Raw genomic sequence first — 18,794 nt, forward strand, 5'->3', positions numbered from 1 at the left:
CGGATTCTGCTTTCCTGATTTCGTTCACCGGTTCCTCGCAGGAATATAACAAAGCAACATAGTATCGTTCATCTGCTTCCTGAGTGATGGTTGCACCTTTCAACTGGTAACCTTCCTCAATCTTCCGATGCTGTCTGATGCGGACCCAGCCAGCTTTTGGAAGTTTTAACCTTCCATTTTGTAAGGCGATGTTTCCATTCACACAATTGGTTGTATAACTTCTCACAGGTTTCTTTTTTGATTTGAATTTCGGAAAACCAACTGAGTCATCACGAAAGAAATTTTTATATGCAGTCTGCAAATGCAGCTGCGCATTGCACAGTGCCAGACTGTCTACTTCCTTCAACCACGGAAACTCGGATTTATATCTGGCCGGTGTCACGCTTAAGTTCTTTCCCGTTTTCTCATAGTAAGCTTTTTTCTCCGCAAGCATCCGGTTATAAACAAAACGAACACAACCAAATGTCTTTGCAAATAATTCCCTTTGTGGTTTATTCGGATAAATCCGAAAACGGTACACGGTGTTCACTTTTACCCTCTCCCTGTGTTTCAATGTACTGACGGATGACCTCGATCGGGGCACCTCCAGCACTCAACAGACAAAAACTCTGGCTCCAGAACATTTCCTTCCATAGCTTTTGCCGGACTTCCTGGTACTCCTTTTTAATCAGGCGGCTGCTTGCGCTTTTATACGCATTGATAAACTTACTCAGTTCCGATTTTGGATGAGCACGGAACATGATGTGAACATGGTCCTGATAATGATTCCATTCTTCCAGGGTAATGTAATAGTTCGGAGCAATATGCTCAAATATTTCTTTTGCCCGATTGGAAATCGGATCATTCAAAACCTTTTTTCGGTATTTTACCACCAGAATCAAATGGTAATATAATAAAAATACCGAATGTGCATTACTATCCAATTTTCTCATAGAAATCAGCCTTTCTTATTATTTCGACTGATTATATTTTATCATATATTTCTCTATATGTCTATAATTTTATCGAATGTATGTTCTTTTTCTGTCAGCACAGATATGTGCACTATCGAATCATGCCAGTTATTGCATATCAGGAATCAAAAGCAGGCAATTCATCCCACCACCTGAAGAGGATGGGGGAATTCTTGCAGTGTTACGTTAAATTACTTTAGGCTATCGGGATTGCACCTCTTTATCAGTCGGCCATGATCTCCGAAGAGCCACATAGGATATTAAAAAGTTTGCAAACCAACCTGCTGGTACAGCAAGCCAGACAAATACAATACCAAAACGCGGTGCACAAATCAACGCAACCGACAGGCGGATCGCCAGATTCACCATATTTGCAATAAGGAACGGGCGCATGATTCCAAGACCACGCAGAACCCCATCGGTTGCCATTTTGATTCCCATAAAGATGAAGAAGTAACCGAGCCATCTCATATAACCCTCGGATACCTGATAAGCCAGGGCAGTTCCATCTTTGCCAAGGAATAGCGAGGAAATCTGAGTATGCAATGTTTCAATGACTATAAAAGCAAGAACTGCAAAACATACATCTAACACCAGTGCAGCGTGATATCCTTTTTTGATCCGTTCAATTTTCTTTGCACCAAGATTCTGGGAAACATATGGGGAAACCGCATTGCCAATGGATACAAAAATCAATGAAAAAACATTCTCTACCCGCATCGTCGCCGCATACCCCGCAAGTGCCTGTGTACCGAAAGGATTTACAACAGCCTGTACGATCATCATACCGATGGACACTGTAGACTGCTGAAGAACCGAAGGTACAGCAATTTGAAGCATGGAATATAACTCCTGCCTGTTAAACCAATCAAAGCGACTTTTATATCGACGCATCCGGCTAAGGAAAAGAAAAAGTGAACACACCGCAGAAATCCCCTGTGCTATAAGAGTCGCAAGGGCTGCACCAAACACACCGAGACCAAGTCCGGCCACCATCCAAAGATCCATAAAAATATTTAAGATTGACGAGAATACCAAGAGTCCCAGTGGGATTTTTGATTCACCAATGGAAGTGAACATGTTGGAAAGAATATTATACATAAACAGAAACGGAAAGCCCACAAAATAGACCCGTAGATATAACACTGCATCATTCAGTATATCGCCAGGGGTTTGTAATACCCGCATCATCGAGTGGGAAAAGCAAAAGCCAAAAACACCAAGGACTATGCTTAGAATTAAAAAGCTAAACAAGGACGTTGACACGATGGTCTTCATTTTTCCATACTCCCTGGCACCGAAATAGCGGCTCACGAGCACACCGGCACCGACACCTGCTCCCAGTGCCACACAAATGAAAACATTGGTCAGCGCTGCGCAGGCCCCGATAGCTGCAAGTGCAGAGGAGCCAACAAATTGGCCGACGATGATAGAGTCAGCCATATTGTATATTTGCTGAAAAAAACTGCCTAAAATCATCGGCATTGCAAAAACCGTCAACGCTTTAAGAGGCGTTTCTGCGATCAAATATTCATCTTTTGACATTATCATATTCCTCCACAGCCTTTATAATTTCACTTATTCTTTCCTTCACCAGAATTGATTCCTTGTGTTCAAAATGCAAGTTTTAAATTACGTTTCGAAATAATTATATGTAGTTACAGCTGCTAAGTCAAGCCAGAGTTTACTTTCAGCAACATAAATGATATGATATTTAAGGAAAATTACTATTCGGAGGATATTATTTTACAGGGGGACACTTATGTACCTGAACGGTTTAGATGAACTGGATCAGAAGATCATCCAGTTGCTTATAGAAAATGCACGTATTTCTTACTCTGATATCGGTAAAGAAACCGGTATTTCCAGAGTGGCAGTAAAAGCCCGGATTCAGGCTCTGGAGAAAAAAGGCATAATTGAAGAATATACAACTATAATAAACCCTCAAAAGATCAGCGGTGCTGTTTCATGCTATTTTGAAATCGAAACAAAACCAGACCATCTGTCGCAGGTGACAGATATATTACATAATAATGATACCGTTACGCAGATTTACCGTGTCACAGGAAGAGACAAGCTGCATGTACATGCCGTTGCTTCATCAAGTGATGAAATGGAACACTTCCTGCACACAGTCATTGATACACTTCCCGGCGTTATCAGCTGCAGCTGCAATACGATCCTATCACGTATTAAAGATATTAAAGGATTACGGCTATAGAAGCCTGCATATAAGGCAATGAACCATTTCTGATCCATTACCTTTTACTTTACATACGCTATAATTGATTCGATCCTGGACCACGCTTCGGCGTTCTTGAAGAGCCAAACAGCTCGCTTCAACCTCCGCCAACGGCTACAAACATGTCTGGGTTGTTTTCGATACCGATGATTTTCCGGCGGAACATATCGACAAAACGGCTGATCTGTGTAAAGCGGAATCAACGGAAGATACAATCTTCCATGCGGTCTGGTCAAACGTATGCAATCCTGTTTCCATATATGGATGCTGCCATTGCAAATGCAGAGAAATTAGAAAAAATCAATGTTGGCAGACGTCCGTCTGATTCTGCTCCCGTAACTATGGCCCATCTCCTTGTTAAGAAACTAAAACCCTATCTCAAATAAGTCGTACAAGCACAGTCGTCCGATTTTCTATTTTATTTAAGAAAGCACATGCTGCGGTGAGTCTGTGCTTTCTGTGTGAGTTGTATGCATTGATTAGGTGGTTGGGGTGAATGTGCCGTTGTACCAGGTGCCTATTCGTTTTATATCATAACATTTGCGATATCCCAATCATTAACAGCGGATACATTGCTAAGTTTCGTGCACTCACCAAACATATATCCAATATCTGTCACATTGCCAATATAAGTAAATGCTCTGTGTCCATGCTTGTCATTGTTCGTGATTCCACTCTATACTAATATTCATTTCATCTTTATTCTTAATTTTTTGAATTTGCAATGCTCTTTTATTGTACCTCTCCCATGTACAAAATCCTCTTTTGTAGACCATATCATTGGCTGGTTGACTGAATATTGTATATACTCTTTTTCCATCATGGTATGATAGCATGTTTTCTCTCATTTCAGCCGTAATATCAGTACCATCTATTTCATATTTTTCCATTTTGAAAAAACGACCATTAAAAAGAGATTCATACCTAAGAATTTTACAGAGTATCACATGTACATTTCCAAAAAGCACCCTTTGATCGAGCCGAAGACCTTTCTGGGTGATGCCGCCTTTGATATAGTTGAAATCTATGAATCTCTCTTTGAAGGCATTGAATTTCACCAGGCTTTTATTCCTCTTCGGGTAAAATTATCCATGGAAGGAACGGACTACACAGTGAATGAAAACGGTATCCCCTGCTGCCCTCATGATTCAACACTTCCTATGAAACGGGAAGGAAGCAAATCTCATTTACGAAGCAAACTTTCTACTATGAAGTTTGTATGTCCAAAAATGAAATGGGAATACAATCCCGCTGACCGATCGAAACGTCTGGTATGCCACTGTGATGATCCATGTACCACTTCATCATGCGGACGAATGATTTACATTTATCCAGAAAAGAATCTTATATTCCGCTTTCGTTTCCGCAGCCTGTGCAGGAACTGCCATAAAACATCCTAGAAGAACCGTTGCACATAAAAGTTTAAAGTCTTTTTCATAAAATTCAGTTTTCTTTTGATTGAAAACGATGTATTGCTACAAAGTGATTATAGCAATTTCCGGGATGGGATTTACAGGGCATAATTGTGGCAAAAATGTGGCAGCCATTTACGGTTTCATGCCAAAATGGTATGATAGAAAGAAAATCCAGCGGTATTTGCGGAGGTAAGCGTATGCAGAAATTGATTTACATAGCGGACGATGAACAGAATATCCGGCAGATGATGAAAGCATTTTTGGAAAGCGAGGGATATGCGGTAGAGGTATTTTCCAACGGCGCGGAGATACGCCGGGCTGTCCGGCAGAAAACTCCTGACATGATTATCCTGGATGTGATGATGCCTGGGGAGGACGGGTTCAGCTTATGTACTTTTTTCCGCAGGGAAAGCGGGATTCCGATCATGATCGTATCAGCAAAAGACAGTCCCCTGGACCGCGTCACGGGAATTACTCTGGGAAGCGATGATTATATTACAAAGCCATTTCTTCCGCTGGAGCTGATTGCACGCGTAAAAGCGCTGTTTAGGCGGGCGGAGCTGTCGGCCCCGCAGGTAAAAGTGCTCCCGGAGCGGTACGAATGCGGCAATCTGGAACTTTACCAGAAGGCGAGGAAGGTCTTTGTGGAAAATGAGGAATTTCCCGTGACACCGACAGAGTTTGAATTCCTCCGGTATCTGATCGAGAGGGAGGATGCGGCGGTGCCAAAGGAGGAGCTTTTAGAGCATGTGTGGGAATGCAGGGGGATAAAGGAAGAACAGAGGATGCCGGACGACCTGGTAAAGCGGCTGCGCAAAAAGCTGAAGGCCAGAAATTCCACCGCCAGGGTGGAAACCGTATGGGGGTATGGATACCGGCTGACGGCAAAAATACTTTAGGGACTGGGGGTGCCAGATGGGACATAATATGAGGACGAGGATTTTCTGGCCGGTTCTGGCGGTGATCCTTTTTCTGGCGGCAGGCGTATGGATTTCATTCGCGGTCACATCGGAATGGTATGCGGCTTATACGGCTGAAAAATATACGGCTGAAATGCTCTCGATGGTTGAGCAGGGGAGAACGGAGCTTTCCAGGGAAGCAGAAAGGCTTAAGGGCAGAGAGGAAGCGCGGAAATATTCCAAAGAACTGCTGCAATATGTAAAGAACCATGTAAAAGCCAGGGAAATAGAAGGAAAACTTTTGGTATTTAACTCAAAGTTAAGGCAGACATACCCACAGACGCCGGAGGAGGGGACGGTTCCGGACCAGCTCAGGCAGATCTGCACCAGTATTCTGGAGGAGAATCCCGGGATCACGCGCCTGGAGAAAACTCAGATCATGGACGGGGAATCCTGGCATATCCGTATGCTGGCGCTGGACACAGAGCATAATATCCGGGCAAAATATTTTGTAGTGGCGTCACAGGTGCCGAATTTATCCCTGCTGTGGGAGTATATAGGAAAGCTTCTGGCAGGCATTACCGCCGTGGCAGTCGGTCTTGGGGCGGCGCTTGTCTGGCTGGCAGCAGGAAGTATCACGCGTCCGCTGAGGAGCTTCTGCCGCCAGGTACAGTCGGCAGGAGGGAGGGAATGCTGTCCGATAGAGGAAACCTATTCTCTTTCTGAACTGGAAAGCCTGAAAGCGGCATATAACCGGATGGAGCTGGGAATCCGTCAGAGCCAGGAGGCAAAAGACCGTTTTTTTCAGAACATTTCCCATGATTTAAGGACGCCTCTGGCATCCATCATCGGCTATGCGCAGGGGATTCAGCGCGGCGTTATGAAAAACCCGCAGGAAGCAGCCGGGATTATTCTGGCGGAAAGTATGCGTATGAAAAATCTGGTGGAGAGCATTCTGACACTAACCAGGATTGATAACCGGGAATTAAAGCTCCAGCTGACGGAGATAGACCTGGCGGAGTTTCTGGAGGAACGGCTGGACGCGCTGAGGGGGATGGCCGGAACGCTCTGCCTTGATCTGGATATCCAGAGGGAGGATGTGACGATATGGACGGATCCTGAACTTTTAAGCCGCATCGTCCAGAACGTGGTCTCAAACTGTGTCCGGTATGCAGAGCAAAGCGTTTCCGTACGGCTGGAAATGGAAGATGCCTGGGCGGTGATCCAGGTGGAGGATGATGGAAAAGGGTTTGATGAGAAAGAACTTCCCCATGTATTTGAACGATTTTACAAGGGAGAAAAGGGAGCTTTTGGGATCGGGCTTTCGGTCGTATGGTCCGGTATGGATTATCTGGGAGGCCGGGTGGAGATTGAAAACCTGGAACCGCCCCTTCATGGGGCCGTTTACCGCCTGTATTTCCCTCTTCCCTGGAAACTGTTTGAAAAACGTAAGGAGTAGCCACATTTCTGCCACATGAAAAATCTACAAAAATGCCACGGAATCGGTTATTGTAAAAGCAGGCCGGGAAAACGGGAAAAGCCCCCCGGTACGTATACGATAGAATCATTTTTTACTTTAAATGAAGAGAGGAAGGGCAAGATGAAAAAATGGAGATTAACAGCCGCAGCGTTTATCTGTGCGGCAACCATGGTGTTTCCGGCACAGGCAGGGAACTGGATGCAAGAGGGAGATACATGGAGGTACCAGCAGGAGGACGGAGGGCTGGCGGCAAATTGCTGGATACAGGATGAGGACGGCAGATGGTATTATCTGGATCAAAACGGGATTATGGTGCGCAACCGTGTAACGCCGGACGGGTATGTAACCGGCAGGGACGGGGCTTATATTTCCGGAATGTGGCAGGACGGCGATTCGCCGGTAGCGCCCTGGGATTACCAGCAGCTTTTGGGGAGAGGAATGGATGTGGACTGGTCGAAAACCAGAAAAGGACGGGAAATGTACCAGGCAAAGGCAGTGGAGGATTTTAAGGCGGCGGGCATTGACCATGTGAGAATCCGTGTAAAGGATGAGCTGACGCCGGAGGTGCTTTCCGGCCTGGACCGACAGATTGAGGATTGTTTAAGCAGGGGAATGATACCGGTTCTGGCTTATCAGGCAGATGCGTTTAAAAATAATCCGTGTCAGGAAACCATCAATGAGGTTGCAAACTGGTGGCGGACCGTTGCGGAGCATTACCAGACGAAGTCCCATATGCTGGCTTTTGATTTAATGATCGAGTGTTCCGATGAGCTGAACAAACAGCCGGAAATGCTGAATCAGATGCTTGAGCAGACCGTAACCGCAATCCGCCAGAGCAACCCGGACCGGATTCTTATGATGTCCCCAAGGCTGCGGTCCGATCCGGCATATTTATCAGAATTGAGAGTGCCGACAATGGCAAACGGATATATGATGGCCGAATGGCATTTCTATGCCTCTGGTCCCAGCAAGACAAATGAGCGGAAGCTCTGGACTTCAGGGACGGAGGGTGAGCGGCAGCTTATCCAGGAAAAAATCGGATATGCGCTGCGCTGGCAGGAGGAAACAGGGGTACCGACCTGGGTGGGAGCCTGGATGCCTGGAAATTATAACGATGAAAATGATTATACCCTGAATGAGCAAATGGAATTTGCGGCTTTCATGTGTGACTCTCTGGAGGCGGCAGGCATCCCATTTGCAGTAAATTCAGATACAAAGTTTTATGACAGGGAAAACGGCGTATGGATGGAGGAGATGGCACCACTCAGACAGTTAATCTGGGCAGATTAACTGTTAAATGACAGGTATATTATTGTGTGCAGAATGAAAAGTATATCAGACGGGATTTTTTATCATAACAGGCAGAGAACTGGACATTTTCTATCAAAATATAGAATGTACTGTTCATCATTCTGCTCTTTTCCACTAATCACAGCCTCCACGCTATCTTCTTTCCAGATAACCTGCCATGAATCGGAATGAACAGAAGCGCTATCATTTCTTACATCAAAAGAATACTTTGCAATCGTTCCTAATTCATCTTTAAGAACCAGTCTGGCATGTGTATATCCAAATAGCCAGTCTGGATCTCCTATCTGTTGAAACAGTAATTCATACTTCCCATCTTGAGAGGTGGACGAGTCAACGGAATTAACCCGATATTTTGTCGTATAGGTAACGCTACCGATCAGAACTGCAAGCATTAGGCCCAAAACAGCTATGATTCCAAGTCCAATCCTTACCGCAGGTTTCTTTATGCAAACACATCCAAACAAGGAAAAAATGTTCAAAATTTACCTTGTATATTAATTTACATCATCTGTCTGCCTTGCGATCGACTTCAACTGTAATTTTATATTTCTTTTTGATGTCACTCCCGCCCGACCCTGATCCGCTTTCCAAAAAGGACATGGCAAAACGCCTGACCGGAAACCCAGACTATCCGTATAAGCTGTTAAAAAAAGACATGATCATTCCGGCATTGAATCAGATCAACGAACTTACCGGATGGTCCCTTCATCTTACGGAATTCAGAAACGGAAATCGTGTTGCGGAAATTTATTTTCTGTCGAAGGAAACCAGCATAGAATCTGGTAATGATGGGACACTCGATAAACTAGATCACGAAGAAGTATCCAGATTTCGCCTACAGAAATAAAATTTCGCTGTTCAATCTACCACAGCCGTGATAGAATGGAAACAAGTGTTTCGGGATGGTACAGAATCATGGAGGGATGCAAATGGAACCGATGTATTTGTCAATCCAACCCGTGGAAACCGGGAAGCGGATCAAGCAGCTGCTTTCAGAGCAGAACTACACGATCCGCGAGATCCAGGGAGCATTCGGCTTTGAAAACCCACAGGCAATCTACAAATGGATTGCCGGGAAATCCCTGCCGAGCCTGGACAACTTTATCATTCTCAGCAGACTGTTACATACCAGCATTGAAAATATCCTCGTCATTGACGGGGATATTCCTCGTTTATGGGCCGCTTTAAACCAGCGGTTCAATGACATCTTCCCTCTCTCGCCTTATAATCGTGTTATAAGGAATTGATGCGAAGGAGGCGAATACATCATGAAAATGACTTCGGCTTATGCCAATAAACTGCTCAAAAGCCTGTCGGACGAAAAGTCCTACTGGGAAGCCAAAGAGGTGGCATCCCGTACATACGTTTCTGCCGTCGGCGAGGAACCGGTCATCCCGGAATATGACTACTCCGCCGTTTCCGAGACGTTGAAAGAGATTGATCAAAAAACCGTTATTATCAAGCACGCCCTGAACCTGGCCAACGCAACAGCAAAGATCATGGTAGGCGATACGGAAATGAGCGTTGACAGCATTCTGGTAAGAATGGCACAGCTCAACTCCCGCAAAGCGACTCTGGACGCCATGCGGAAATGCCTGCCGAAAATGAGGGAATCTTCCCATGCATTCAGCTCCAGGAATGCCGTTCCTGAGTATCGCTATACCAATTACGATCCGGAACTGGTAAAACAGGATTACGAACGCATTTCCGGCGAAATCATGGAAATGCAGATTGCTCTTGACCGGTACAATCAGACGTTCCTGTTTGAAGCGGACATTTAAAGAATTTTCCGTACAGGGTCTTTAAAAATGCAGATGGGATTGTTAACGTTCAGTGACATGGATTGTTTTGTTATTTTTTATCCATTGTATCTTTCGGTTCATGGTACGCTAATTCAGCAAATATCAATGGTAAATGATCCCCTGTAGAAAACCCGTGAGCGATCACGCCGGTGCCGGGGTACGGTTTCAGGCACCACGGCTGCGGAATGGAAATTCCGCAGCCTTTTCCTTACATACAGCTATCACAAAGGAGGATCCCATGAAAAATTTCCTGAGACTGGACGGTCTGTCCATCCTGTCCGTCCAGTATATGTACATTGACCATAAAGACTACCTTGCGGATTCCCTGTTCGCACAGAACCATGTTTCCGTGCGGTTCGGAAACGAATTCTCACGGGACGATTCCCCGTACCGCATCATTCTCTGCAAAGTCAGAAAGAAAGACACGGCGGAATTTGAGAAATCCATGGAATTGCTGTGCAACAAGATGTTGCTTTTCGGACACAACGATTACACAGAATTCTGCAATAACATCATGGAAACACTGGAACAGAATCGAGGTGCCGCATGAAGAAATCATTTATCCCGATCAGCAAACAGAGTAAGAAAGCACAAAAAACATACCATTCCGGCCAGCGTTCCACCTGGGGCATCTTGAACCCGGCAACGCGGACCATGCCGAACGGCAAGGCATACAACCGGAAGAAGCAGAAAGCGAACGACAGAAGCGGCAGGGAATCCTCCTTCGACTCCCCGCCGCTTTCTTTTTGCCCGTTCCTGCTGATCAATCCCAGAGGTTCCAAAAATATTTTGTCATAAGCTCCATCCCCTGCTTCAGGCACCGGTTCCGGTACTCACGCAGTTCTCCCTCAGCCGCCAGCCACCTTTCCGAAATCTCCGCATATTCCGGCACATCACTCATCATATTTCTCAGAATACGTTCCCACTTCCGGATATTCTCTTCTTCCGGACCTTCAAAGGAGCCAGGATAACCATGGCTGTTGACACGAATATCATGGATCATGTTCGGAACAACCGTAAGGAACCATTGGTCGATCGACCAGGTATCACGGTAACAGTATCCGTACCTTAGTCTCTGATAAATGCAGATGATGTCTTCCTTCCATATGGAAATTGTATTGTTTTGGCTGCATGGGCTGGAGCCGGAGTGGCCGATTCTTTCCGTTCCTTGTTTCAGAAATAAAAGGAATTAAACAAAAATTCATTCCGCAAATTCCTTCGTATCCATGATCTTCCCATCTCTCCAAATACGTTCCAGATCATAGAACAAGCGGTCTTCCTTATCAAAGACATGCACAATGATGTCACCGTAGTCCATCAGGATCCAGTTAGCACTCTGGTAGCCCTCTACCTGCTTGCATGGATATCCGGCTTTTCCAAGCTCCTCTTCTACGTTGTCGGCCATAGCCTGTACCTGGTTTCCGTTGGAACCACTTGCAATGAGGAAGTAGTCTGCCAGTACGGAGACTTCGCGGATATCGATCACGCGGATATCCTCACCCTTTTTATCTTCGAGGGCGGTGATCGCCAGTTTTACCATTTCATTTGCCTGACTCATTCATGTTCTCCTTCTTTGTTTTATTTAATCTATAACTCCATTCATGCACAGGAACCGCAGCTTTCGCTTTATAGCAGCCTGACATGGCTTTTCCTTACACGGTTTCTGTCTGTTTCTTTTGTTCCATAACGCCTTCAAAATACTGGTATGCCTGCATGGTCATTGGGTCAATGCTGCTTCCCTTTTTGCCAAGATAATCCAGCGTTCCTTTTAAAATCTCATACATGGTCTGATCCAGATCCTGGAAGGCCAAATAGCGCATCTGCGGAAGATTATCGGCTTTGTCCCTGCGCGGCTCAATGTAATCTGCGATATAAAGAATCTTGTCCAGTGTTGTCATATCTGGCTTTCCGGTTGTATGACAGGAGATGGCAGAGATAATTTCTGCATCCTGAATGCCATATTTATTTTCTGCCAGAAAAGCGCCGTATTTTGCATGGATCACGGCCGGAGCCTTGATTTCCGCTTCGGTCAGCGGGACGTTATGCTTCTGGCATTTCTGAATCAGCTCGCTGTCTGTAAAACGCTTGGCGCAGTCATGCATCAGCCCGGCAAGCTCTGCTTTCTTGATGTCGTAGCCATAGCGCATGGCAAGCGCGGTACAGGTAAAGGATACACTTACGGAATGCTCGTAGCGCATCGGATCCAGTTTTGATTTCAGCTGTTTACGCAGTGTAATGATCTGTTCTGTTATCATAGGTATTTCCTCCTCCTCATAGTCAGAGCTTCTCAGGATTCTGGTATAAACCATGTTCTTCAATATAGCGTTCCACGTTTTCCGGAACCAGATTATGGATTCTGCCTCCGTTCATTTCACGCTCTCGCAGTTCCTGGGAAGAAACCTCCATGCTATCACTGTGCAAAAGAAAAATTGCGGCTCCGTATTTCTTGATCAGATACGCAGCCTGCTCTTCTAACGTACAGGAAGCATCTTCGCATTCCCGACCGGCAGCCAGGATTGTAACCTGGCGCATGACTTCCTCCGGATGATACCAGCTTTCGATATGATACAGGGAATCTGCCCCCACGATAAAGAAAAAGGTATGCTTCGGATAAGCTTCTTTCAAAAGCTTTAGCGTCTGGGCTGTGTAGGTATTTCCTGCACGGGAAATCTCAAAATCAGAGAAACGGAAACGCGGTTCCCCTGCAATGGCCAGCTTTACCATTTCACACCGGTCTTTGGTGCCGGTTACACGATGATCTGTTTTGTGCGGGGGATTGTGGGAAGGCATAAACCAGATCTCATCGAGGTGATATTCTTTTAAAGCCTGTCTGCCAAGCATCAGGTGCGCATTGTGGATGGGATCAAAGGTTCCACCCATAATTCCGATCTTAGCCAATCACAGTCACTCCCTTCGCAAACAATGTTATTTCTATGATATTACGAACCCACAGGAGCAGATCATATGGTTTGTTCCTGTGGGCTATAGATCAATGTTTTGTAACTGTACAAGCAATGTAATGCGCTGCCTGTACAATTATGACTTTCTTTTATTAAGGCAGAACGATCTTGCGTTTTGCCTCATCTTTTGCCGGCTTGTAAAGAACGATCTTTTTGCCGATCACCTGAACGACCTCGGAACGAGTGCGCTCAGCCAGAACTTCTGCGATGGAACGTCCATCGTCCAGGCAGTTCTTTAATACGGTGATCTTGATCAGCTCCCGTGCTTCCAGTGCTTCTGCGATTGCTGCAGTCAGCTCCGGAGTTACACTGGACTTGCCGATCTGAAAGATCGGATCCATCGTCATAGCCAGTCCCTTTAAATAGGATCTCTGCTTACTTGTCATGTTTTATCTCCTGTTATTTATAATAATCAAATGCAAGACCATACATACGGACGGTGTCGCCCTCTTTGATGCCTGCAGCTTCAAGTTCGTCTAAAATACCATTTTCCTTTAAGAACTTCTGGAAGAACTGGAAGCCCTTCTCGGATTCCAGGTTGGTATAACCCAGCATCTTCTCGATACGCGGTCCCTCCACCACAAACTCGCCGTCCTCGTTCTGCTCTACGGTGTACGGCAGATTGCGGTCGCCGGCATACTCGATCTCGAATTCTTTCTCAAAGATGACCGGATCAAGGTTTACGGTCTTAAGCAGCTCGTAAACCGCATATAACAGCTCTTTTACGCCCTTACCGCTGACTGCGGAAATCGGGAATACCTTGATGCCTTCCGGCTCAAACTCCTGTTTCAAAATCTCTACCGGATCCTCATCCTCTGAGTAAACGGCATCGATCTTGTTGGCTGCGATAACCATAGGGCGTTTTAACAGATCTGGATTGTATGCTTCCAGCTCTGCGTTGATCGCGCGGATGTCTGCAATCGGGTCACGCCCCTCGGTACCTGCAGCATCTACTACATGGACCAGAACACGGCAGCGTTCAATGTGGCGTAAGAAGTCATGACCAAGGCCGATTCCCTGGGAAGCTCCCTCGATCAGACCCGGAATATCTGCCATGACGAAACCGGCTCCGCCGTCTAAGTCAACTACACCCAGATGCGGGTTTAAGGTCGTAAAATGATAATTTGCAATTTTCGGTTTTGCATTGGACACGCGGGAAAGAAGGGTGGACTTTCCTACGTTTGGGAAACCAACCAGTCCAACGTCTGCAATGACCTTCAGCTCCAGCTGAACCCAGAGCTCGTGGCCCTGCTGACCTGGCTGTGCATATTTCGGAGCCTGCATGGTCGGGGTTGCAAAGTTCATGTTGCCAAGACCGCCTTTACCGCCCCGTAAAATGGTCTCCCGTTTATTTTCACCGGACATATCCGCGATGACTTTGCCAGTCTCAAAATCCTTGATGACCGTTCCTTCCGGAACCTTGATCACCAGGTTTTCTGCGTTGGCACCGTGGCACCGCTTCTTGCCCCCTTGTTCTCCATCTCGTGCTACATATTTCCGAACATGACGAAAATCTGTTAATGTATTTAAACCCGGATCCACCTCAAAAATGATGTCTCCGCCTTTTCCTCCATCACCGCCGTCAGGACCGCCTGCCGGCACAAACAATTCTTTGCGGAAGCTTACATGGCCGTCTCCGCCTTTTCCTGATTTAATAAAGATCTTTGCATTATCTGCAAACATGGATTCACCTAAATCCTTTCCTGTGTATCAGCAAACGTATGGGATACGTTTATGATGTCTCTGGCAAAAAAAGGCTTCATACCAGCAATCAGTATGAAGCCCTGTCAGTGTCATTATTCGTTGATTGTTCTCGGGTATACAGAAACCTGCTTTTTGTCTCTGCCCTTTCTCTCAAATCTTACAACGCCGTCTACAGTAGCGAATAAAGTATCATCGCCGCCGCGACCTACGTTCAGACCCGGATGGATCTTGGTACCGCGCTGTCTGTAAAGAATGTTACCAGCTAATACGAACTGACCATCTGCTCTTTTAGCGCCAAGTCTCTTGGACTCAGAATCTCTACCGTTCTTGGTAGAACCTACACCTTTTTTATGAGCGAATAACTGAAGGTTCATTTTAAACATCTCTTACACCTCCTCAAATCGAATTTTTATATACGGTTCTCCGTATGTTTCCTCAATGTCCTCTAAACCAAGGACCAGAGAATTCATAAGGAGTGCTGCTTCCGGACTAATCGTTCCGGTAAAACGGAAACGGAACATCCCGGACTGCTCGTCCTCATCTGCCTCAAACTGGTCTTCCGTGAAGTGTTCCACAGAGTTTGCCATGTTGAGGGTCAGGGCAGACACGGCTGCACAAACCAGCTCCTGTCCTTCCTGATAGTCATCGGCAAGGCCTGCATGACCCAGAAAAGAAATCCCATGATAACGATGTTCGGAATCAACAGATACGGTTACGTTAATCATGATTAATTAAGCATTGATCTTGTCGATCTTGATCTCGGTAAAGAGCTGTCTGTGACCATTTTTCTTATGATAGCCAGTTTTTCTCTTGTACTTATAAACGATCACCTTTTTTGCTTTTGCCTCTTTAACTACGGTTCCGGTAACAGTTGCACCTGCTACAGTCGGGCATCCGATGGATAACTCTCCGTTGTTAACTGCAAGAACCTGGTCAAACGTAACGGTTTCGCCAGCGTTTACACCAAGCTTTTCAACCTTAATGATATCGCCTTCTGCTACTTTGTACTGCTTACCACCTGTTGCAATAATCGCGTACATATGGCACCTCCTATTATCATTACTCGCCAGTTTCGGTGTCCGGATCCGATGGACTCGGAACTTTCAAACCTCGCTGTGCGGCACATACTCATATATACTAGCATGAAATGTTATCAATGTCAATCTTAATTTTATCTTTTTTAAAACTTTTTTCTCTACTCTCTCACCCACGTACGCGGGGAAAACAAAAGCAGCATTGGGAACAGTTCCAGACGTCCAGCCAGCATGTCAAACATCAGGATATATTTGTTAAACGGATTAAAAATCCCGAAGTTGCAGGTCGGACCCACTTTTGAAAGTCCCGGACCAATGTTATTCAAGGTCGCTGCTACCGCCGTAAAGTTGGTAGTCATGTCGAAATTGTCCAGGCTGATCAGAAGCAGGGACACGGTAAAGATTAAAATATAAGCCACCAGATACGTGTTAATGGAACGCAGCACATTATGCTCGATCGGCTTTCCTTCATATTTCAATACCTTGACGTTCCGCGGGTGGATCAGGGAAGACAGCTCTTTGTTTACGGTCTTCACGGCAATCGCGATACGGGAAACCTTAATACCGCCGCCGGTACTTCCGGCACAGGCACCCACAAACATCAGACATACCAGGATTGTTTTGGAAAAGCCCGGCCATAAGTCAAAATCGATTGTGGAATAACCAGTTGTGGTGATGATAGATCCAACCTGGAAGGCTGCATGCTTTAACGCTGTCAGGATATCCGGGAACATACCACGGATATTCCATGTGATGAGAAGTGTGCTGACCAGGATGATCCCAAGATACCCACGCATTTCTTCGCAGTGTAGTGCATCCTTCGGTTTCCGGATCAAAAACAGGTAATATACATTAAAGTTTACGCCAAACAGGATCATGAAAATGGTAAAGATCCACTGCTGCAGCGACGTATAGTCTCCACAGCTGCTGTTGACAATACCGAAACCGCCGGTTCCTGCCGTACCAAAACTCATCGCCATAGAATCAAATAACGGCATGCCGCTCAAAAGCAGCAGAACGATCTGGACAACCGTAATAAAGAAGTAAATCAGATATAAGATCTTTGCGGTTGTGCGCACGCGCGGAACCAGCTTTCCGACAGACGGTCCAGGGCTCTCTGCCCTCATGATATGAATGTTGTAGCCCCCGGCAAGCGGGAGGACTGCCAGGATAAAGACCAGAACGCCCATACCGCCGATCCAGTGGGTGAAGCTGCGCCATATCAGCATACATTTGCTTAAGGCTTCCACATCCGGAAGCACGCTGGCTCCGGTGGTCGTAAACCCGGAAATGACTTCAAACAGTGCATCCTCGAACAACGGGATCTCCCGGCTTAAGAAAAACGGCAATGCGCCAAAGAAACTTAATACGATCCAGCTTAAGGAAACTGCCACAAAGCCTTCTTTGGCGTAAAAAACAGTACTTTTTAATTTTTTATGCGCCAGAAGCCAGCCGCTGATGGCACAAAATAAAGCGACACCAAGAAAATAAAATCCACTCGGCTCCTGATAGACCAATGCCACCACGCATGGCAGGATCATCAGGATTCCTTCAATTCCAAGGACCCAGCCTAAAAAATAAAATACAATTCCAATATTCATGATGCATCCCTCTTATCTTAAGACATCCTTCAGATCTTTCAGGCCCGAATGGGTCGTGACCACGATGACGGTATCGCCCGGCTCGATCGTATCTTTACCACGCGGGGTGATGATCTGTCCGCCGCGGTTGATGCAGGCAATCAGAAGGTTATCTTTAAAGGACAGCTTTTCCAGCGGAATGCCGATGAGCGGTGCGTCTTTTTCCACGCGGAACTCCAGCGCCTCGGCTTTGTTCGCAACGATCTTATACAGGGTTTCCACATTGCTTCCCATGGAATTCTGCATCGCACGGACATAACGGATGATGCCGTCTGCCGTGATCATTTTCGGATAGATGATGCTTCCGAGGTTCATCTGCTGGATGATATTTTCAAACGCGATGCGGTTAATCTTGGTGACCAGCTTTGCCTTGGAAACGCTTGCCGCGTAAAGGGAAAGCATGATGTTTTCTTCATCGAATCCGGTCAGTGCCGCAAAGGATTCGGTCTGGGTAATTCCCTCTTCCATTAAAAGCTGCTGGTCGGAACCGTCTCCGTGAATGATCATGGCCTTTGGCAAAAGCTCACTCAGTTCATGACAGCGGGTCAGATCCTGCTCGATGATCTTAACCTTAATGCAAGTGTCTTCCAGCATCTTGGCGAGGTAGTAAGAAATCTTGCCGCCGCCCACCAGCATGGCGGTTTTGATCGTATTATTGGAAAGTCCGACCTGGCGGAAAAACTCGGTTGCCTGAGATCCGGATGCCACAAAGGAAATTTTATCGCCCTTCTGCAGGCAGAAGTTTCCGCCAGGGATGATGACATCGTTTCCGCGCTCTACTGCACAGATCAGGATGCTGCAGTGAAGACGCGGTCCAACCTCGTATACCTGCATATTGTCAAGCACAGAGTTATCTGGAATGATAAATTTCATCAGCTCCACGCGGCCCTTTGCAAATGCGTCGATCTTAATGACAGACGGGAATTTTAACAGTCTGGAAATCTCGGTAGCTGCTGCCAGCTCCGGGTTGATCGCCATAGACAGGTTCAATTCCTCCCGGATATACTGTATTTCGTTCGCGTACTCCGGATTACGGATTCTCGCAATGGTGTGGCAGTTGCCGGCTTTTTTTGCGATCAGGCAGCAGAGCATATTCAGCTCATCGGAGTTGGTGGTTGCGATCAGAAGGTCCGTTTCTTTGATTCCGGCCTCCATCTGCACCTGGTAAATCGCACCGTTCCCCTCTACTCCCATCACATCGATGTTATCGGTCACAGAGCGGAGCTTGGCGCCGTCCTTGTCGATCACGGTGATATCATGTCCCTCATTATTTAGCTGTTCGGTCAGGGTCAGTCCGACCTTACCGCAGCCTACAATGATAATCTTCATGCTGCATCCCCTTTTCCTATCCTCT

At 46.2% G+C, this 18,794-nt stretch carries 25 protein-coding genes and 1 pseudogene; 10 read left to right on the forward strand and 16 right to left on the reverse strand.

All coding sequences use genetic code 11. The features are described from left to right. The 3 genes from DXB18_RS16480 to DXB18_RS02910 all read right to left on the reverse strand — a co-directional run. Window positions 1-583 (reverse strand): RNA-guided endonuclease TnpB family protein (locus DXB18_RS16480; RefSeq protein WP_347560847.1); only part of this gene is annotated, 583 nt, incomplete at its 3' end. Next, on the reverse strand, window positions 492-932 hold the full coding sequence (gene tnpA, locus DXB18_RS02905; protein ID WP_118705871.1) for an IS200/IS605 family transposase: 441 nt from the start codon (window positions 930-932) through the stop codon (window positions 492-494). The genes DXB18_RS16480 and tnpA, both read right to left, overlap by 92 nt. A gap of 222 nt (window positions 933-1,154) precedes the next feature. Then, entirely contained in the window at window positions 1,155-2,498 is a 1,344-nt protein-coding gene (locus tag DXB18_RS02910) for an MATE family efflux transporter (protein WP_118705873.1), read from the reverse strand. 217 nt (window positions 2,499-2,715) lie between these two features. Between DXB18_RS02910 and DXB18_RS02915 the strand changes: the two genes are divergently transcribed. Further along, window positions 2,716-3,174 carry an Lrp/AsnC family transcriptional regulator gene (locus DXB18_RS02915; RefSeq protein ID WP_117677391.1) on the forward strand — a complete coding sequence of 153 codons (459 nt, stop codon included), beginning with the start codon at window positions 2,716-2,718 and terminating at the stop codon, window positions 3,172-3,174. A 677-nt stretch (window positions 3,175-3,851) separates the two neighbouring features. Here the strand turns inward: DXB18_RS02915 and DXB18_RS16310 are convergent. Further along, window positions 3,852-4,085, reverse strand: coding sequence for a hypothetical protein (locus tag DXB18_RS16310; protein ID WP_147354126.1), 234 nt, complete (start codon window positions 4,083-4,085; stop codon window positions 3,852-3,854). Between the two features lie 72 nt (window positions 4,086-4,157). Between DXB18_RS16310 and DXB18_RS16485 the strand changes: the two are divergent. From DXB18_RS16485 to DXB18_RS02940, 4 genes and pseudogenes are all read left to right on the forward strand, one after another. Continuing rightward, window positions 4,158-4,541 (forward strand): annotated as a pseudogene (locus tag DXB18_RS16485) (ISNCY family transposase); the annotation flags it as partial. A 266-nt stretch (window positions 4,542-4,807) separates the two neighbouring features. After that, the gene (locus tag DXB18_RS02930; protein ID WP_118705877.1) at window positions 4,808-5,509 is read left to right on the forward strand and encodes a response regulator transcription factor; all 702 of its coding nucleotides are present in this window, start codon (window positions 4,808-4,810) and stop codon (window positions 5,507-5,509) included. Window positions 5,510-5,525: 16 nt separating this feature from the next. Continuing rightward, on the forward strand, window positions 5,526-6,968 hold the full coding sequence (locus tag DXB18_RS02935) for a HAMP domain-containing sensor histidine kinase (RefSeq protein ID WP_118705879.1): 1,443 nt from the start codon (window positions 5,526-5,528) through the stop codon (window positions 6,966-6,968). 141 nt (window positions 6,969-7,109) lie between these two features. Next, a complete protein-coding gene (locus DXB18_RS02940; RefSeq protein WP_182430442.1) occupies window positions 7,110-8,279 on the forward strand; it encodes a cellulase family glycosylhydrolase in 1,170 nt (389 codons plus the stop codon). 62 nt (window positions 8,280-8,341) lie between these two features. Here the strand turns inward: DXB18_RS02940 and DXB18_RS02945 are convergent, their stop codons facing one another. Further along, entirely contained in the window at window positions 8,342-8,764 is a 423-nt protein-coding gene (locus tag DXB18_RS02945) for a hypothetical protein (protein ID WP_207665756.1), read from the reverse strand. Between the two features lie 92 nt (window positions 8,765-8,856). Between DXB18_RS02945 and DXB18_RS02950 the strand changes: the two genes are divergently transcribed. The 5 genes from DXB18_RS02950 to DXB18_RS02970 all read left to right on the forward strand — a co-directional run bounded on the left by DXB18_RS02950 (window position 8,857) and on the right by DXB18_RS02970 (window position 10,900). Next, window positions 8,857-9,147: a hypothetical protein gene (locus tag DXB18_RS02950; RefSeq protein WP_347560839.1), complete on the forward strand. Its 291-nt coding sequence runs from the start codon at window positions 8,857-8,859 to the stop codon at window positions 9,145-9,147. 82 nt (window positions 9,148-9,229) lie between these two features. After that, window positions 9,230-9,547: a helix-turn-helix transcriptional regulator gene (locus DXB18_RS02955; RefSeq protein WP_118705887.1), complete on the forward strand. Its 318-nt coding sequence runs from the start codon at window positions 9,230-9,232 to the stop codon at window positions 9,545-9,547. A gap of 21 nt (window positions 9,548-9,568) precedes the next feature. After that, window positions 9,569-10,081, forward strand: a complete 513-nt coding sequence (locus tag DXB18_RS02960) for a hypothetical protein (RefSeq protein ID WP_182430444.1) — start codon at window positions 9,569-9,571, stop codon at window positions 10,079-10,081. Window positions 10,082-10,340: 259 nt separating this feature from the next. Further along, window positions 10,341-10,652: a hypothetical protein gene (locus tag DXB18_RS02965; RefSeq protein ID WP_118705891.1), complete on the forward strand. Its 312-nt coding sequence runs from the start codon at window positions 10,341-10,343 to the stop codon at window positions 10,650-10,652. Next, the gene (locus tag DXB18_RS02970) at window positions 10,649-10,900 is read left to right on the forward strand and encodes a hypothetical protein (protein ID WP_118540558.1); all 252 of its coding nucleotides are present in this window, start codon (window positions 10,649-10,651) and stop codon (window positions 10,898-10,900) included. Before DXB18_RS02965 ends, DXB18_RS02970 begins: the two co-directional genes overlap by 4 nt. Here the strand turns inward: DXB18_RS02970 and DXB18_RS02975 are convergent. The 11 genes from DXB18_RS02975 to trkA all read right to left on the reverse strand — a co-directional run bounded on the left by DXB18_RS02975 (window position 10,866) and on the right by trkA (window position 18,769). Beyond that, the gene (locus tag DXB18_RS02975) at window positions 10,866-11,105 is read right to left on the reverse strand and encodes a hypothetical protein (protein WP_118705893.1); all 240 of its coding nucleotides are present in this window, start codon (window positions 11,103-11,105) and stop codon (window positions 10,866-10,868) included. The genes DXB18_RS02970 and DXB18_RS02975 overlap by 35 nt on opposite strands. 198 nt (window positions 11,106-11,303) lie before the next feature. Continuing rightward, window positions 11,304-11,660, reverse strand: coding sequence for a ribosome silencing factor (gene rsfS / locus DXB18_RS02980; RefSeq protein ID WP_118705895.1), 357 nt, complete (start codon window positions 11,658-11,660; stop codon window positions 11,304-11,306). Between the two features lie 94 nt (window positions 11,661-11,754). Further along, the gene (yqeK, locus tag DXB18_RS02985; RefSeq protein ID WP_118705897.1) at window positions 11,755-12,357 is read right to left on the reverse strand and encodes a bis(5'-nucleosyl)-tetraphosphatase (symmetrical) YqeK; all 603 of its coding nucleotides are present in this window, start codon (window positions 12,355-12,357) and stop codon (window positions 11,755-11,757) included. Window positions 12,358-12,379: 22 nt separating this feature from the next. Continuing rightward, window positions 12,380-13,000, reverse strand: coding sequence for a nicotinate-nucleotide adenylyltransferase (nadD, locus tag DXB18_RS02990; RefSeq protein WP_118705899.1), 621 nt, complete (start codon window positions 12,998-13,000; stop codon window positions 12,380-12,382). Window positions 13,001-13,154: 154 nt separating this feature from the next. Continuing rightward, window positions 13,155-13,448 (reverse strand): ribosome assembly RNA-binding protein YhbY, encoded by a 294-nt coding sequence (yhbY, locus tag DXB18_RS02995; RefSeq protein ID WP_118534197.1) that lies wholly within the window; start codon window positions 13,446-13,448, stop codon window positions 13,155-13,157. 13 nt (window positions 13,449-13,461) lie between these two features. After that, complete coding sequence (gene obgE, locus DXB18_RS03000; RefSeq protein WP_118705901.1) at window positions 13,462-14,745, reverse strand: GTPase ObgE; 1,284 nt, start codon at window positions 14,743-14,745, stop codon at window positions 13,462-13,464. Between the two features lie 113 nt (window positions 14,746-14,858). After that, window positions 14,859-15,149, reverse strand: a complete 291-nt coding sequence (gene rpmA, locus DXB18_RS03005) for a 50S ribosomal protein L27 (protein ID WP_118534195.1) — start codon at window positions 15,147-15,149, stop codon at window positions 14,859-14,861. A gap of 3 nt (window positions 15,150-15,152) precedes the next feature. Beyond that, on the reverse strand, window positions 15,153-15,491 hold the full coding sequence (locus DXB18_RS03010) for a ribosomal-processing cysteine protease Prp (protein ID WP_118540553.1): 339 nt from the start codon (window positions 15,489-15,491) through the stop codon (window positions 15,153-15,155). Between the two features lie 6 nt (window positions 15,492-15,497). Then, on the reverse strand, window positions 15,498-15,806 hold the full coding sequence (gene rplU, locus DXB18_RS03015) for a 50S ribosomal protein L21 (RefSeq protein ID WP_118540552.1): 309 nt from the start codon (window positions 15,804-15,806) through the stop codon (window positions 15,498-15,500). A gap of 155 nt (window positions 15,807-15,961) precedes the next feature. Next, on the reverse strand, window positions 15,962-17,401 hold the full coding sequence (locus DXB18_RS03020; protein ID WP_118705903.1) for a TrkH family potassium uptake protein: 1,440 nt from the start codon (window positions 17,399-17,401) through the stop codon (window positions 15,962-15,964). Window positions 17,402-17,413: 12 nt separating this feature from the next. Beyond that, a complete protein-coding gene (gene trkA, locus DXB18_RS03025; RefSeq protein WP_118705905.1) occupies window positions 17,414-18,769 on the reverse strand; it encodes a Trk system potassium transporter TrkA in 1,356 nt (451 codons plus the stop codon). Window positions 18,770-18,794 lie beyond the last annotated feature (25 nt).

It is taken from the genome of Clostridium sp. OM02-18AC (assembly GCF_003481825.1).
Taxonomy (GTDB): domain Bacteria; phylum Bacillota; class Clostridia; order Lachnospirales; family Lachnospiraceae; genus Brotaphodocola.

What these genes read in the sequence shown, in the direction of transcription:
- tnpA (WP_118705871.1), bottom strand. Translation starts at nt 932, where the DNA reads ATGAGAAAATTGGATAGTAATGCACATTCGGTATTTTTATTATATTAC.
- DXB18_RS02910 (WP_118705873.1), bottom strand. Translation starts at nt 2,498, where the DNA reads ATGTCAAAAGATGAATATTTGATCGCAGAAACGCCTCTTAAAGCGTTG.
- DXB18_RS02915 (WP_117677391.1), top strand. Translation starts at nt 2,716, where the DNA reads ATGTACCTGAACGGTTTAGATGAACTGGATCAGAAGATCATCCAGTTG.
- DXB18_RS16310 (WP_147354126.1), bottom strand. Translation starts at nt 4,085, where the DNA reads ATGGAAAAATATGAAATAGATGGTACTGATATTACGGCTGAAATGAGA.
- DXB18_RS02930 (WP_118705877.1), top strand. Translation starts at nt 4,808, where the DNA reads ATGCAGAAATTGATTTACATAGCGGACGATGAACAGAATATCCGGCAG.
- DXB18_RS02935 (WP_118705879.1), top strand. Translation starts at nt 5,526, where the DNA reads ATGGGACATAATATGAGGACGAGGATTTTCTGGCCGGTTCTGGCGGTG.
- DXB18_RS02940 (WP_182430442.1), top strand. Translation starts at nt 7,110, where the DNA reads ATGAAAAAATGGAGATTAACAGCCGCAGCGTTTATCTGTGCGGCAACC.
- DXB18_RS02950 (WP_347560839.1), top strand. Translation starts at nt 8,857, where the DNA reads ATGTCACTCCCGCCCGACCCTGATCCGCTTTCCAAAAAGGACATGGCA.
- DXB18_RS02955 (WP_118705887.1), top strand. Translation starts at nt 9,230, where the DNA reads ATGGAACCGATGTATTTGTCAATCCAACCCGTGGAAACCGGGAAGCGG.
- DXB18_RS02960 (WP_182430444.1), top strand. Translation starts at nt 9,569, where the DNA reads ATGAAAATGACTTCGGCTTATGCCAATAAACTGCTCAAAAGCCTGTCG.
- DXB18_RS02965 (WP_118705891.1), top strand. Translation starts at nt 10,341, where the DNA reads ATGAAAAATTTCCTGAGACTGGACGGTCTGTCCATCCTGTCCGTCCAG.
- DXB18_RS02970 (WP_118540558.1), top strand. Translation starts at nt 10,649, where the DNA reads ATGAAGAAATCATTTATCCCGATCAGCAAACAGAGTAAGAAAGCACAA.
- DXB18_RS02975 (WP_118705893.1), bottom strand. Translation starts at nt 11,105, where the DNA reads ATGATCCATGATATTCGTGTCAACAGCCATGGTTATCCTGGCTCCTTT.
- rsfS (WP_118705895.1), bottom strand. Translation starts at nt 11,660, where the DNA reads ATGAGTCAGGCAAATGAAATGGTAAAACTGGCGATCACCGCCCTCGAA.
- yqeK (WP_118705897.1), bottom strand. Translation starts at nt 12,357, where the DNA reads ATGATAACAGAACAGATCATTACACTGCGTAAACAGCTGAAATCAAAA.
- yhbY (WP_118534197.1), bottom strand. Translation starts at nt 13,448, where the DNA reads ATGACAAGTAAGCAGAGATCCTATTTAAAGGGACTGGCTATGACGATG.
- obgE (WP_118705901.1), bottom strand. Translation starts at nt 14,745, where the DNA reads ATGTTTGCAGATAATGCAAAGATCTTTATTAAATCAGGAAAAGGCGGA.
- rpmA (WP_118534195.1), bottom strand. Translation starts at nt 15,149, where the DNA reads ATGTTTAAAATGAACCTTCAGTTATTCGCTCATAAAAAAGGTGTAGGT.
- DXB18_RS03010 (WP_118540553.1), bottom strand. Translation starts at nt 15,491, where the DNA reads ATGATTAACGTAACCGTATCTGTTGATTCCGAACATCGTTATCATGGG.
- rplU (WP_118540552.1), bottom strand. Translation starts at nt 15,806, where the DNA reads ATGTACGCGATTATTGCAACAGGTGGTAAGCAGTACAAAGTAGCAGAA.
- DXB18_RS03020 (WP_118705903.1), bottom strand. Translation starts at nt 17,401, where the DNA reads ATGAATATTGGAATTGTATTTTATTTTTTAGGCTGGGTCCTTGGAATT.
- trkA (WP_118705905.1), bottom strand. Translation starts at nt 18,769, where the DNA reads ATGAAGATTATCATTGTAGGCTGCGGTAAGGTCGGACTGACCCTGACC.